Origin of the sequence: Pseudomonas sp. PS1(2021) (assembly GCF_020405165.1) — a bacterium.
In the GTDB taxonomy this organism is placed as follows: Bacteria; Pseudomonadota; Gammaproteobacteria; order Pseudomonadales; family Pseudomonadaceae; genus Pseudomonas; species Pseudomonas aeruginosa.
On sequence record NZ_CP084484.1, the window covers coordinates 6,656,538 to 6,669,192 of the forward strand.

The window sequence follows — 12,655 nt, forward strand, 5'->3', positions numbered from 1 at the left end:
TCCCCCACCGGAAGGTTGCCCATGACTCTCGAAATCCGTCCCGCCGTACCGGCCGACGCCGAACAGATCCTTGCCTTCATCATCGAACTGGCCGACTACGAGCGCGCCCGCCATGAGGTGGTCACCGATGTCGAAGGCATCCGCCGCAGCCTGTTCGCCGAAGGCTCGCCGACCCGCGCGCTGATGTGCCTGAGCGAAGGCCGGCCGATCGGCTATGCGGTGTATTTCTACAGCTACTCGACCTGGCTGGGGCGCAACGGCATCTACCTCGAAGACCTCTACGTCACCCCTGAGTACCGTGGCGTCGGCGCCGGTCGCCGGCTGCTCCGCGAGCTGGCCCGCGAGGCCGTGGCCAACGACTGCGGACGCCTGGAGTGGAGCGTGCTGGACTGGAACCAGCCGGCCATCGACTTCTACCGCTCCATCGGCGCGCTGCCGCAGGACGAGTGGGTGCGCTACCGGCTGGATGGCGAGGCGTTGCGCAAGATGGCGGAGTAGCTGGCGGCAAGCCGGCGTTGATGCCGGGGGAGTGCGTGGGGGTAGGGCGAATAGCGCCTGGCGATATCCGCCAGTTTTTCACCGAGGACGCCTGGCGCCTGCCGAGTCATCGCCACCGGTATCCATGCCGCTCTCCCGTAGCGCTGTAGCGTTGTCCCGCAGGAACGCCCACAGGCGTTCCGCTACCGGGCCCTGCGCGCGATCGCGCCGGCGCGCCGCCACCACCTCTTCGCTGCGTCCTGGCAGATGCGGCCCGGCCAGAGCGAGCAGGCGGCCGTCGGCCAGTTCCTCGTCGACCAGGAAGTCCGGCAGGTGCCCCCAGCCGAGGCCCTGGAGGATCACCTCTTTCTTCGTTCGCTGGTCCGGCACGCTGCACTGTCGCGCGCCGGCGAGCATGAAATAGTCCGTCGGCGGAGAATGGCGGGCGCTGTCGCGCATCACGCACTGGGCGAAGGGGCGCAGTTGTTCCGGGCGCACCGGTCGCGGCGGAGGATCGCCGAGCAGGCCCGGCGCGATGACCGGGACCAGCCCGACCCTGCACAGGTCGAGCCATTCCAGGCGTGGGTCGGACTTGTCCACGCGATGCAGGATCAGGTCGGCCTCGCCGTCCAGCAGGCGCTCCAGCGGGCCGCTGACGGTTTCGAACAGCAATTGCAGGCGGGTCTGCGGCTGGCTGCCGAAGAACCCTGCGAGCAGCGCCAGGGCCGGGCGCGGCGGGCAGAGGTCGCCCAGTACCACGCGCAGCTCGCTTTCCTCGCCCTGGGCCAGGTGCGCGGCGTGGCCACGCAGCCCTTCCAGTTCGTAGAGCAGGGCCTGGGCACGCTGGTGGAAGGAGCGACCGGCGGCGGTCAGGCCGACCCGGTAGCCGCCCCGTTCCAGCAGCACCAGGCCGAGCTGGCGCTCCAGCCGGGCAACGGCGGCGAACACCGCCGGATGGGAGCGGTGCAGGCGCTGTGCGGCGGCCTGGAAGCCGCCGGCGTCGACCACCGCGTCGAAGCATTGGAGGTCGTGGAGGGTGAAGTCGTGCATGTCAGCTTCCCTGACAGAGTCGTTCCATTCTTTGTAGTTTTTCCCAGGGACCGTCGCAACTAGCCTGGCGTGCATGGCAATCACCCTGACCCCGGAGGCTCCCATGGGCAACCTGTCTTTTCTCGCTACCAGCGACGGCGCCAGCCTCGCCTATCGCCTGGATGGTGCGGCAGAGAAACCGCTGCTGGCGCTCTCCAACTCCATCGGCACCACCCTGCACATGTGGGATGCGCAACTCCCGGCACTGACCCGGCACTTCCGCGTCCTGCGCTACGACGCCCGCGGCCATGGCGCTTCCAGCGTGCCGCCGGGGCCCTACACCCTGGCCCGGCTGGGCGAGGACGTACTGGAGCTGCTCGACGCGCTGGAGGTACGGCGCGCGCATTTCCTCGGCCTGTCCCTGGGCGGGATCGTCGGCCAGTGGCTGGCGCTGCATGCGCCGCAGCGGATCGAGCGGCTGGTGCTGGCCAACACCTCGGCCTGGCTCGGCCCGGCGGCGCAGTGGGACGAGCGCATCGCCGCGGTGCTGCAGGCCGAGGACATGAGCGAGACCGCCGCGGGTTTCCTCGGCAACTGGTTTCCGCCGGCGCTGCTGGAGCGCGCCGAGCCCGTCGTCGAGCGCTTCCGGGCGATGCTCATGGCCACCAACCGGCACGGCCTGGCCGGCTCCTTCGCGGCGGTGCGCGATACCGACCTGCGCGCGCAACTGGCGCGGATCGAGCGGCCGACCCTGGTGATCGCAGGGGCGTACGACACGGTCACCGCCGCCAGCCACGGCGAGCTGATCGCCGCGTCGATTGCCGGGGCCAGGCTGGTTACGCTGCCGGCGGTGCACCTGTCGAACGTCGAGTTCCCGCAGGCGTTCGAAGGCGCGGTGCTGAGCTTTCTCGGCGCAGACTGATTAGGCTATCGTCGCGCCTTTTCCCTCGGCGCAGGAGCCGACATGAACGAGCCGGGCAGTTTCATCTGGACGTGGTACGGGCAGGATGAGCATCGATGGGTCCTGCTCAGCGCAGAGGCGTTCCTGGCGCTCGATTTCCTGGCCCTTGACGGTGCCATGCAGAGAGAGACCATCGGCAGTTGCCCGGGCTGCTCTACCTGGTCGGAGAAGGTCGTGCCGTTGCACGAGTGGCTCGAAGGCTGTCCGGGTCACCAGGCCGGGAGTTTTCGCGATGCCTTGAGGCGTGTCTGGGCGCTGTGCAACGAGCTGCCCGAGGAAGCGCTGGGCTGCTTCGACTTCGACATCTATGCCCACCCCGGATGGCAGGCGGTACGTCGAGAGGCCCGGGAGGCGCTGCGGCAGAACGGTTGGGACAGCATCCGTAGCCACGCCGAGGAGCTGCGCGACGACTGTTGGGAGCGTGTGCATGGCTACCCGAAGAAATGAAAAAGCCGCCCCTCGGGGCGGCTTTTCGTTGCGCTGCGGCGAACGGCCTACAGCCCGTTCTTCGCCTTGAACTCACGGCGGCGGCGATGCAGGACCGGCTCGGTATAGCCGTTCGGCTGCCGGGTGCCTTCCACCACCAGCTCCAGGGCGGCCTGGAACGCGACGTTGTCGTCGAAGTTCGGCGCCATCGGCCGGTAGGACGGGTCGCTGGCGTTCTGCCGGTCGACCACCACGGCCATGCGCTTGAGGCTCTCGACCACCTGCTCCTGGCTGATCACGCCGTGACGCAGCCAGTTGGCCAGCAGTTGGCTGGAGATGCGCAGGGTGGCGCGGTCTTCCATCAGACCGACGTCGTTGATGTCCGGCACCTTGGAGCAGCCGACGCCCTGGTCGATCCAGCGGACGACATAGCCGAGGATGCCCTGGGCGTTGTTGTCCACCTCGTTCTTGATCTCTTCCGCGGTCCAGTTGGTGTTCGGCGCCAGCGGAATGGTCAGGATGTCGTCCACCGAGGCCGGGGTGCGCTTGGCCAGCTCGGCCTGGCGGGCGAACACGTCGACCTTGTGGTAATGCAGGGCGTGCAGGGTCGCGGCGGTCGGCGACGGGACCCAGGCGGTGTTGGCGCCGGCCAGCGGATGGCCGATCTTCTGCTCGAGCATGGCGGCCATCAGGTCGGGCATGGCCCACATGCCCTTGCCGATCTGCGCCTTGCCTTGCAGGCCGGTGGCCAGGCCGACGTCGACGTTGTTGTTCTCGTAGGCGCCGATCCACTTCTCCGACTTCATGGCGCCCTTGCGCACCACGGCGCCGGCTTCCATGGAGGTGTGGATCTCGTCGCCGGTGCGGTCGAGGAAGCCGGTGTTGATGAACACCACGCGATCCTTGGCCGCCTTGATGCAGGCCTTCAGGTTCACGGTGGTGCGGCGCTCCTCGTCCATGATGCCGACCTTCAGGGTGTTGCGCGGCAGGCCGAGGACGTCCTCGACGCGGCCGAACAGCTCGTTGGTGAAGGCGGCTTCTTCCGGACCGTGCATCTTCGGCTTGACGATATACACGCTGCCGGTGCGGCTGTTCTTGCGGCTGGTGTTGCCGTTCAGGTCATGAATGGCGATCAGGCTGGTGAACAGACCGTCCTGGATGCCTTCCGGCACTTCGTTGCCGTCCTTGTCGAGGATCGCATCGTTGGTCATCAGGTGGCCGACGTTGCGCACGAACAGCAGCGAGCGGCCGTGCAGGGTCAGTTCGGAACCGTCGGCCCTGGTGTAGACGCGGTCCGGGTTCATGGTGCGGGTGAAGGTGCTGCCGCCCTTGCTGACTTCCTCGGCCAGGTCGCCTTTCATCAGGCCCAGCCAGTTGCGGTAGATCACTACCTTGTCGTCGGCGTCGACCGCGGCGACCGAGTCCTCGCAGTCCATGATGGTGGTGAGGGCGGCTTCCATCAGCACGTCCTTCACGCCTGCGGCATCGGTCTGGCCGACCGGGCTGCTCGGGTCGATCTGGATTTCGAAGTGCAGGCCGTTGTGCTTGAGCAGTACCGCTTGCGGCTTGGCGGCGTCGCCCTGGAAGGCAAGGAACTGGCCAGCATTCTTCAGGCCGGTTTCGCTGCCGTTCTTCAGCGCGACGACCAGCGCGCCGTTCTTCACGCTGTAGGAAGTGGCGTCGACATGGGAGCCGGACTCCAGCGGCGCGGCCTCGTCGAGGAAGGCGCGAGCGAAGGCGATGACCTTGTCGCCGCGAACCTTGTTGTAGCCCTTGCCTTTCTCGGCGCCGCCTTCTTCGCTGATCACGTCGGTGCCGTAGAGTGCGTCGTACAGCGAGCCCCAGCGGGCGTTGGAGGCGTTGAGGGCGAAGCGCGCATTCATCACCGGCACCACCAGCTGCGGGCCGGCCATGCGGGCGATCTCGTCGTCGACGTTCTGGGTGCCGGCCTGGAAGTCTTCCGCCTCGGGCAGCAGGTAGCCGATTTCCTCGAGGAAGGCCTTGTAGGCAGCGGCGTCGTGGGCCTGGCCGGCGCGAGCCTGGTGCCAGCCGTCGATCTTGGCCTGGAGTTCGTCGCGCTTGGCGAGCAGGGCTTTATTCTTCGGCGCCAGGTCGTTGATCACGGCCTCCGCACCGGTCCAGAACGTGTCGGCAGAGACGCCGGTTCCGGGGATGGCTTCGTTGTTCACGAAGTCGAACAGGACTTTGGCGACCTGCAGGCCACCGACTTGAACGCGTTCAGTCATTGTTTGCCTCACTCTGCTCTAGACCAGCTCTGGACCCGGGCCGCACGGCCTTGTAGTCCGAGCCGCGGCATACTACATGATGCCGCGGGAAAAATCAGTGGTTACGCGTCGCGTTACGACTGGATGACGCTTCACGGTCACGTTGGCCAGGCTCAATGTTCGCAAAAAAACTGTACTTTGTTCCAGATAAATCTAAAAACAGTACACGATTTATCGCGAGCCCAACTGCGGCGCGGCGTCGCAGGATGTTTCACTGCGCTGCGAGCGCCTTGCCTATACTCCCGGAATCGCCCCAGGAGCCTCGCCATGCCCGTCCATGCCGCATCCCTCGCCGATCTCGCCGACCTGGTTCCGCTGTTTTCCGCCTACCTCGACTTCTACGAAGTGCCGGCGCCGGAAGAGCAGGTCCGCGCATTCCTCGCCGAGCGCCTGCGCCAGGGCGATTCGACCCTGTTCCTGGCCAGGGATGCCGAGGCGCGGGCGCTGGGCTTCGTCCAACTCTATCCGCTGTTCGCCTCCCTGGCGCTACGACCTTCGTGGCTGCTCAGCGATCTCTACGTCCGCCCGGAGGCGCGTCGCCGGGGTGTCGGCGAGGCCCTGATGAACCAGGCCCGGGGTTTCGCCGAAAGCATGGGCGCCTGCGGCCTGCAACTGGAGACGGCGAAGACCAACCACGCCGGGCAGTCGCTCTACGAGCGCCTCGGCTATGTCCGTGACGAACAGTTCTACACTTACTGGCTGCAGCTCTGAACTCCCATTCGTCCCAGCAGGAGGCAAGCTCATGGATCACCTGGTCCTGACCGTGATCGCCACCGACCATCCCGGCCTGGTCGAGCGCATCGCCCAATGCATCGCCTCCCACGGCGGCAACTGGCTGGAAAGCCGCATGTCGCGGATGGCCGGGCAGTTCGCCGGGATACTGCGGGTGGCCGTGCCGGCGGAAGGCTACGACGAACTGGTGGAAGGGCTACAGGGCCTGTCCAGCCACGGTATCCGCGTGCTCCTGGCGGAAAGCGGGATCGAGCCGGTATGCAACTGGAAGCCTATCCACCTCGACCTGGTGGGCAACGACCGCCCCGGTATCGTGCGTGACATCACCCGGCTGCTGGCCGAGCACGGGGTGAACCTGGAGAGCCTGTCCACCGAAGTGCGCCCGGCGCCGATGAGCAGCGAACCGCTGTTCCATGCCGATGCGCTGCTGGCGGTGCCGCTGACCCTGTCGCTGGACACCCTGCGCGAGCGACTGGAAGACCTGGCCGACGACCTGATGGTGGAATTGGTGCTGGACGCGTCCTGAAGTTGTTCAGGAAAGCCGGGGACGGGCCTGTGGAAAAGCCTTGGGTGAAACCCTGAAGCCCAGGCGCCGCGAGGCTTGGAGGTCGTAGCGCGTTTTTTGACCAGCTGCGTTGCGGTTATTCCCAAACCAGGTGGACCAGCCTGTGGGTATTCTGTGTGGATAAGCTTGCAGGCCTTTATCCGTAGGCGATACAAGGGTTTGGTCGTTTTCTGAGCAGCCTCTCTTGCGCTTTTGCTTGTGGATTAACCTTCGCCGCTATCGTTGCCCCTGTGCACAAATAACGTGGAGCAGTCTGTGGGTAAGCCGGGGAAAAATCCATGCAGGCCTTTATTCATCGGTATTACAGGTATCCGTACGTTTTTTGATCGATGGCTTTTCCGGTTCATCCACAGTTGCTCACAAAAGCCTTGGGCAGATTTGTGGATAAGCCTTGTGTATATCGTTGTAACCCTTGGTAAGCCTTGCATGCAGCGGTATGCTCAAAGACTGATCAGGCGCTTTGCAGGGCCTCTTCCGAAGAGTTATCCACGTGCCTGCGGAGAGGAGAAGGCAGGTATATGCACAAAGTGCGTGCATGATCCTGTGGAAAAGCCTGGGGTGGATCGCTGAGCGTCAGTATTGGCGGGGGATAGGAAGGAGTGCGTGTTTTTTCGCCAGGCTTGCGGAGTTCCGCAAGCCTGGGGATAACGTCAGCCCGGCTGGGGAAGGCGGCGCAGGCTGCGCCAGGCGTCGAAGCTGTAGACGGCCAGGGCGAGCCAGATGAAAGCGAAGGCGGTCAGGCGGCTGGAGTCCAGATGCTCGCCGAACAGCAGGATCGCCTGTAGCAGGACCAGCGTCGGCGCCAGGTATTGCAGGAAGCCCAGGGTGGCGTAGGGCAGGTGCCTTGCCGCAGCGTTGAAGCAGACCAGCGGAACCAGCGTCACCGGGCCCGCGGCGACCACCCACAGGGCTTCCGGGGTGCTCCAGAAAGCCGTTTCGCTGGTCGGCCCGTCGGCGAAAAACAGCAACCAGACCAGCGCCAGCGGCAGCAGCAGCCAGGTTTCCACCACCAGTCCGGGCAGCGCGGCGACCGGCGCCTTTTTGCGGATCAGGCCGTAGAAGCCGAAGGTCAGGGCCAGCACCAGCGACACCCAGGGCAGGCTGCCGAGTTGCCAGACCTGCTGCGCCACGCCCAGCGAAGCCAGGGCCACCGCCAGCCATTGCAGGGGACGCAGGCGTTCCTTGAGCAGCAACATGCCGAGCATCACGTTGATCAGCGGATTGATGTAGTAGCCCAGGCTGGCTTCCAGCATGTGGCCGTTGTTCACCGCCCAGACATAGGTCATCCAGTTGCTGGCGATCAGCAGTCCGCTGGCGGCCAGCACGACGAAGCGCTGCGGATTCTGGCGCAGCTCGCGCCACCAGCCCGGGTGCTTCCAGAACAGCAGCAGGACGGCGCCGAACAGGGCCGACCAGACCGCGCGCTGGACGATGATTTCCACCGCGGGAATGCGTTCGAGCAGTTTGAAGTAGAGCGGGAACAGTCCCCAGATCACATAAGCCGTCAGGCCGAGGACATAGCCCCGACGGAGGTTGGCGGTCGCCATGGAGAATCCTTGAAACGTCAGGCAGGTAAGAATGGCCGTGCACGGTATGCACGCGCGGATGTCCTGTGAATTCTAGTAGGGGGGTGGCGAGCTTGTCTGCGCACAGTTCCCGCGGAAAAGCACCGGCACACTTGCCGTTCCCTCGCCTGCCACGCGGCGGGACGGATAGCGCCGCGCGCCATTCGCCCCGTCCGCAGGAGGCTCAGAACAGTCGCAGCGGTTCCTCGTCCAGCGCCGCCAGTTGTTCGCGCAGCACCAGCACCTGCTCGCCCCAGTAACGTTCGCTGCCGAACCAGGGGAAGCTCGGCGGGAACGCCGGGTCGTCCCAGCGCCGCGCGAGCCAGGCGCTGTAGTGCATCAGGCGGAGGCTGCGCAGGCCTTCGAGCAGCGGTAGCTGGCGCGGGTCGAAGTCGTGGAACTCGTTGTAGCCGTCGACCAGTTCGGCAATCTGCGCCAGGCGTTCGTGGCGCTCGCCGGCGAGCATCATCCACAGGTCCTGGAGAGCCGGGCCCATGCGGCAGTCGTCGAGATCGACCATGTGGTAGACCTCGTCGCGGCACAGCAGGTTGCCCGGATGGCAGTCGCCGTGCAGGCGGATCGGCTGGTAGGGCACCTCGGCGAACAGGGCGTCGAGGCGTTTCAGCAGGTCGCGGGCGACCGACTCGTAGGCCGGCAGCAGGCTCCTGGGGATGAAATTGCCTTCCAGCAGGGTGGCCAGCGAGGCGTGGCCGAAGTTATCCACAGCGAGCGCCTCGCGGTGCTCGAACGGCCGCGTGGCGCCGACCGCGTGCAGGCGGCCGAGCAACTGGCCGAGGCGGTAGAGCTGGTCGAGATTGCCCGGCTCGGGCGCGCGCCCGCCGCGCCGCGGGAACAGGGCGAAGCGGAAGCCGGAGAATGCGAACAGGCTTTCGCCGTCGCGCGACAGCGGCGCCACCACCGGCACCTCGCATTCCGCCAGCTCGGCGGAGAAGGCGTGCTCCTCGCGGATCGCCGCGTCGCTCCAGCGGTCCGGTCGGTAGAACTTGGCGATCAGCGGCTCGCCGTCCTCGATGCCGACCTGGTACACGCGGTTTTCGTAGCTGTTGAGCGCCAGCACCCGTGCGTCGCTGAGATAGCCGAGGCTTTCCACGGCATCCAGGACGAGGTCGGGGGTCAGTTGGTCGAAGGGATGGGACATGACGGGGCATCCAAGGCTCGAAAGACCCCTAGTGTACGCAAGCCGGCGCGGGCCGGCAGGTTCACAGCGGCGTGCCGAGCAGGACCTGGGCTGGATCGAAGGAGGCGATCACCTTCTGGCCCTTCTTCAGCCCCAGGCTGGCCAGGCGTTCGCCGGACAGCAGCGCGCAGAGGGTAAGACCGCTGCCCAGGGCGATGCGCACCTCGCTGGGACCGGCCTTGGCCGCGAGGATTTCCTCCAGGGTGCCGTGCAACTGGTTCGGCTGGTCCTCGCGCGGTTCCAGCCCGACGTCCAGCCAGCCGGCCTTGATCAGCGCCAGTACCGGGCGGCCGCGACCGAGTTCGAGTTGCTCGGTGCTGGCGCGGGTGATCAGCGCCTCGATGCGTTGCTGGCCTGGCAGCTCGATGGCGATGCGGTCGTGGAAGCCTTCGCCATGGATCGACAGGACCCGCCCGTGCAATTGGTTGCGTGCGCTGGTGCGGAGCATCAGGCGGCCGATCAGGTTGAGGTCCTCGGCGTCTTCCGCGGCCTGCAACACCTGCGCTTGCAAGGCTTCCAGGCGCCGGTAGAGAGCCAGCAGGCGTTCGCCCTCGGCGGTCAGCCGGGCGCCGCCGCCGCCCTTGCCGCCGACGCTACGCTCGACCAGAGGACGCTCGGCCAGGTTGTTCAGTTCGTCGATGGCGTCCCAGGCGCCCTTGTAGCTGATGCCCACGGCCTTCGCCGCACGGGTGATGGAGCCCAGTTCGGCGATCTGCGCGAGCAGGGCGATGCGTTGCGGGCGACGGGTGACGTGCTGGGCGAGAGTGGAGAGTGCGGACATGGAGGCTTCGCTATGAGCGGACGTATACGGCGAAGGCTCCAACAGCCATGGGCAAAACGCAAGGGCGTCACTCGGCGGCCTGGTAGAGACCGTAGCCGGCGGCGGCGCCGGCCAGGTCCCAGGCGAGGTCCTTCCAGCTCCAGCCGCTGCCGGCGGAACGGCTGTCGTAGAACTCCTTGCCGACGCCGAAGGCGAGCGAGAAGCTCAGGCCGAAGCGTGCCTGGCGAGCGCCGCGCAGGCCGCGGTCGTGGGCCATCTGCATGCCCGCCGCGGCAAGGGCCGCGGAACTGGCGAAATGCAGGGCTTTGTCTTCGCCCAGCCAGTCGTCTTCGGCGAAATGGCTGCAACCGCCGAGCAACAGGCAGGCCGCGACCAGCAGTGCGCGCATGGATCCTCTCCCGTATCGGTTGCGCGGCAGTTTAGCCCAGCTCAGCCGGGCTTCGGCGTGCGCGCCAGGCAGTAGACGTCGACCCGCGCGGCGCCCGCCCGGCGCAACAGGCGGGAAAGGCGCTCGGCGGTGGCCCCGGTGGTGAGCACGTCGTCCACCAGTGCCAGGTGCAGCCCGCGAACATCGCTGGCGGGCGCCAGGGCGAAGGCGTGGCGCAGGTTGCGCCGCCGCACCGTCGCGTCCAGTCCCTGCTGGGCCGGAGTATCCAGCACTCGCCGCAGGCTGTGCGGATCGCAGCGCAGGTCCAGCTCGCCAGCCAGTCGCTCGGCGAGCTGTTGCGCCTGGTTGAAGCCGCGACGACGTTCGCGCCGTGGCGCCAGCGGGACCGGCAGCAGGCGTGCCGGGCGCGGCAGGCCTTCGGCGTAGCGTTGCCGCAGGTGTTCCGCCAGCAACTCGCCGAGCAGCCGCCCCAGCGGCCAGGCCGCCTGGTGCTTGAAGCGGTTGATCAGGCTGTCGAGCGGAAAGGCGTAGCGCCAGGGCGCGATCGCCTGTTCATAGGCCGGCGGGCGGCGCAGGCACTCGCCGCACACCTGGCCGTCCAGCGGCAGGGGCAGGGCGCAGCGCCGGCACTGCTGGCGCGACCAGGGCAGGTCGGCGGCACAGGCGCGGCACAGTGGGCGGGGCGGCTGGTCGCTGCGGGCGGCGCAGAGCAGGCAGGCCGGCGGCGGCAAAAGCCAGCGAGTGAGAGGACGAAGCGGGAACGACATGGCGGGACTTCCTGGCGGATGTCGCACCATGCAACCGCAGGCGCGCGCCGCCGACCAGCCGTTGCCAGCGGGTTCGGAACTCGCCTGTGGATAACCGAAACCTTCCTTCGCTCCTTGCGGAAACGGCCGACGCGTGGATCAGTGGATGAGCCAGCTCATGACGATCAGGCCGAGCACCGTCCAGATCACCCCGCCGACTATCGAGCGGCGCATGAAGGCGCGTATACCGCTGTAGAGCAGCAACAGGCCGAGCACCAGGAAGACGAAGCTGAACAGCGATGCGTCCATGCCGATGGCCCTGGCCAGGCCGTGGAGGAAGTCGTCCATGGCGTCCCAGATGCCGCCCAGCAGGCCGGAGAGCAGGTCCACCACGAAGCGGATCGCCCTGCCCAGCATCTCGCCCAGTCCGTCGAAAAAGCCTTCTGTACCCATGAGTGTCCTGTCCTGAGTGTTCCCAGCGTTGGATCAGAGATTAGCCGCCGGGTTCAGCGCCGGCTGCTGCTTTGCTGCGGAGCGAGGAACGACTGGCGGAAGTATTCGCGGAACGCGCGCATCCCGGCGCTCGCTTCGGTGTCGCGGCGCCAGGCCAGGCCGACGCTCATCGACGGCACCGGGTCGACCAGCGATAGCGTCTCGATGCGTTTGCCTTCCAGCGACCAGGGCCGGTACACCAGGTCGGAGAGGATGGCCACGCCGGAGCCGTTGGCGACCATGCTGCGCACCGCTTCCACCGAACTGGTATGGAGGATCACCTGTGGCCGGTGGCCGCTCTGTTGCCAGTAGCGCAGCGCGCTCTGCCCGGCCTCGTCGACGGTGAGCATGATGTAGGGCTCGCCGGCCACGTCGGCAAGGCCCAGGTCGGCCTTCTCGCCCAGCGGATGGCGGCTGGGCAGCCACAACCGGCGCTCGGAGTTGAACAGGGTTTCGGCGGCGATCCCGGGCTCGGTGAGATTGCCGGTGAGCAGCACGGCGATGTCGTAGCGACCGTCGAGGAGGCCGCGCTCGATGCTGGCGCGCTCGTCCTCGAACAGTTGCAGCTCCAGTTCCGGGTACCACTGCGCCAGGCGTTGCAGGTGGTGGGGGAGGAAATAGCCCATCACGGTATAGCTGGCGGCGACCTTCAGGGTGCCTTCGACCCGGGTGTCCGGTTGCGGGCTGTTGAGCGCGTCGTCGACGCTGCGCTGGATCGAATAGGCGTGGTTGAGGAAGTGCCGGCCGCTGTCGGTCAGGTTCATGCCCTGGGCCGTGCGGGTGAACAGGGCGACGCCGAGCATGCCCTCCAGTTCCTGGATCGCGCTGGTCACCGCCGACTGCGAGATGTTCAGGTGGATGGCGGCCTGGGATATCTGGCCGAACTCGGCGGTGGCGATGAAGTAGCGAACCTGGCGGAGGGTCAGGGCCATGGGGAGCATCCGGAGGAGGTATCTGTTTTTCAGAAACCAGTCTATCGAATAATAAATCTACCCAATACCTTTTCCGGC

General features: G+C 66.7%; 14 protein-coding genes. 5 read left to right on the forward strand and 9 right to left on the reverse strand.

The window, feature by feature from the left end:
• Positions 1-21 precede the first annotated feature (21 nt).
• A complete protein-coding gene (locus tag LE197_RS31490; RefSeq protein WP_003084777.1) occupies positions 22-498 on the forward strand; it encodes a GNAT family N-acetyltransferase in 477 nt (158 codons plus the stop codon).
• Between the two features lie 78 nt (positions 499-576).
• Here the strand turns inward: LE197_RS31490 and LE197_RS31495 are convergent, their stop codons facing one another.
• Positions 577-1,527 carry a LysR family transcriptional regulator gene (locus LE197_RS31495; protein WP_003160882.1) on the reverse strand — a complete coding sequence of 317 codons (951 nt, stop codon included), beginning with the start codon at positions 1,525-1,527 and terminating at the stop codon, positions 577-579.
• 103 nt (positions 1,528-1,630) lie between these two features.
• Here LE197_RS31495 and pcaD point away from each other — a divergent pair, with 103 nt between their 5' ends.
• Both pcaD and LE197_RS31505 read left to right on the forward strand, forming a co-directional pair.
• Complete coding sequence (pcaD, locus tag LE197_RS31500) at positions 1,631-2,428, forward strand: 3-oxoadipate enol-lactonase (RefSeq protein WP_003105224.1); 798 nt, start codon at positions 1,631-1,633, stop codon at positions 2,426-2,428.
• A gap of 42 nt (positions 2,429-2,470) precedes the next feature.
• The gene (locus tag LE197_RS31505) at positions 2,471-2,914 is read left to right on the forward strand and encodes a hypothetical protein (protein ID WP_003105223.1); all 444 of its coding nucleotides are present in this window, start codon (positions 2,471-2,473) and stop codon (positions 2,912-2,914) included.
• A gap of 47 nt (positions 2,915-2,961) precedes the next feature.
• Here LE197_RS31505 and LE197_RS31510 read toward each other — a convergent pair whose 3' ends face one another.
• The gene (locus LE197_RS31510) at positions 2,962-5,139 is read right to left on the reverse strand and encodes a malate synthase G (protein ID WP_003105217.1); all 2,178 of its coding nucleotides are present in this window, start codon (positions 5,137-5,139) and stop codon (positions 2,962-2,964) included.
• A 306-nt stretch (positions 5,140-5,445) separates the two neighbouring features.
• Between LE197_RS31510 and LE197_RS31515 the strand changes: the two genes are divergently transcribed.
• Both LE197_RS31515 and LE197_RS31520 read left to right on the forward strand, forming a co-directional pair.
• Positions 5,446-5,889 (forward strand): GNAT family N-acetyltransferase, encoded by a 444-nt coding sequence (locus LE197_RS31515; protein ID WP_003105215.1) that lies wholly within the window; start codon positions 5,446-5,448, stop codon positions 5,887-5,889.
• Between the two features lie 31 nt (positions 5,890-5,920).
• Positions 5,921-6,436 (forward strand): glycine cleavage system protein R, encoded by a 516-nt coding sequence (locus LE197_RS31520; RefSeq protein WP_003084789.1) that lies wholly within the window; start codon positions 5,921-5,923, stop codon positions 6,434-6,436.
• 689 nt (positions 6,437-7,125) lie between these two features.
• Here the strand turns inward: LE197_RS31520 and rarD are convergent.
• The 7 genes from rarD to LE197_RS31555 form a co-directional block, all read right to left on the reverse strand.
• Positions 7,126-8,022, reverse strand: coding sequence for an EamA family transporter RarD (rarD, locus tag LE197_RS31525; protein WP_003103301.1), 897 nt, complete (start codon positions 8,020-8,022; stop codon positions 7,126-7,128).
• 202 nt (positions 8,023-8,224) lie between these two features.
• A complete protein-coding gene (locus tag LE197_RS31530) occupies positions 8,225-9,199 on the reverse strand; it encodes a serine/threonine protein kinase (RefSeq protein ID WP_003084794.1) in 975 nt (324 codons plus the stop codon).
• A gap of 61 nt (positions 9,200-9,260) precedes the next feature.
• Entirely contained in the window at positions 9,261-10,019 is a 759-nt protein-coding gene (locus LE197_RS31535) for a TOBE domain-containing protein (protein ID WP_003084796.1), read from the reverse strand.
• 67 nt (positions 10,020-10,086) lie between these two features.
• Positions 10,087-10,407, reverse strand: coding sequence for a YfiM family lipoprotein (locus LE197_RS31540; protein WP_003103307.1), 321 nt, complete (start codon positions 10,405-10,407; stop codon positions 10,087-10,089).
• A gap of 41 nt (positions 10,408-10,448) precedes the next feature.
• Positions 10,449-11,174, reverse strand: a complete 726-nt coding sequence (locus LE197_RS31545; protein ID WP_003103309.1) for a ComF family protein — start codon at positions 11,172-11,174, stop codon at positions 10,449-10,451.
• 138 nt (positions 11,175-11,312) lie between these two features.
• A complete protein-coding gene (locus tag LE197_RS31550) occupies positions 11,313-11,606 on the reverse strand; it encodes a hypothetical protein (protein WP_003113255.1) in 294 nt (97 codons plus the stop codon).
• A 53-nt stretch (positions 11,607-11,659) separates the two neighbouring features.
• The gene (locus LE197_RS31555; protein ID WP_003118849.1) at positions 11,660-12,586 is read right to left on the reverse strand and encodes a LysR family transcriptional regulator; all 927 of its coding nucleotides are present in this window, start codon (positions 12,584-12,586) and stop codon (positions 11,660-11,662) included.
• Positions 12,587-12,655 lie beyond the last annotated feature (69 nt).

Excerpts from the sequence above, each read along its gene's own strand:
- LE197_RS31520 (WP_003084789.1), top strand. The coding sequence starts at position 5,921 with ATGGATCACCTGGTCCTGACCGTGATCGCCACCGACCATCCCGGCCTG.
- LE197_RS31495 (WP_003160882.1), bottom strand. The coding sequence starts at position 1,527 with ATGCACGACTTCACCCTCCACGACCTCCAATGCTTCGACGCGGTGGTC.
- LE197_RS31505 (WP_003105223.1), top strand. The coding sequence starts at position 2,471 with ATGAACGAGCCGGGCAGTTTCATCTGGACGTGGTACGGGCAGGATGAG.
- LE197_RS31530 (WP_003084794.1), bottom strand. The coding sequence starts at position 9,199 with ATGTCCCATCCCTTCGACCAACTGACCCCCGACCTCGTCCTGGATGCC.
- pcaD (WP_003105224.1), top strand. The coding sequence starts at position 1,631 with ATGGGCAACCTGTCTTTTCTCGCTACCAGCGACGGCGCCAGCCTCGCC.
- LE197_RS31540 (WP_003103307.1), bottom strand. The coding sequence starts at position 10,407 with ATGCGCGCACTGCTGGTCGCGGCCTGCCTGTTGCTCGGCGGTTGCAGC.
- LE197_RS31515 (WP_003105215.1), top strand. The coding sequence starts at position 5,446 with ATGCCCGTCCATGCCGCATCCCTCGCCGATCTCGCCGACCTGGTTCCG.
- LE197_RS31510 (WP_003105217.1), bottom strand. The coding sequence starts at position 5,139 with ATGACTGAACGCGTTCAAGTCGGTGGCCTGCAGGTCGCCAAAGTCCTG.
- LE197_RS31535 (WP_003084796.1), bottom strand. The coding sequence starts at position 10,019 with ATGTCCGCACTCTCCACTCTCGCCCAGCACGTCACCCGTCGCCCGCAA.
- LE197_RS31555 (WP_003118849.1), bottom strand. The coding sequence starts at position 12,586 with ATGCTCCCCATGGCCCTGACCCTCCGCCAGGTTCGCTACTTCATCGCC.
- LE197_RS31545 (WP_003103309.1), bottom strand. The coding sequence starts at position 11,174 with ATGTCGTTCCCGCTTCGTCCTCTCACTCGCTGGCTTTTGCCGCCGCCG.
- rarD (WP_003103301.1), bottom strand. The coding sequence starts at position 8,022 with ATGGCGACCGCCAACCTCCGTCGGGGCTATGTCCTCGGCCTGACGGCT.
- LE197_RS31490 (WP_003084777.1), top strand. The coding sequence starts at position 22 with ATGACTCTCGAAATCCGTCCCGCCGTACCGGCCGACGCCGAACAGATC.
- LE197_RS31550 (WP_003113255.1), bottom strand. The coding sequence starts at position 11,606 with ATGGGTACAGAAGGCTTTTTCGACGGACTGGGCGAGATGCTGGGCAGG.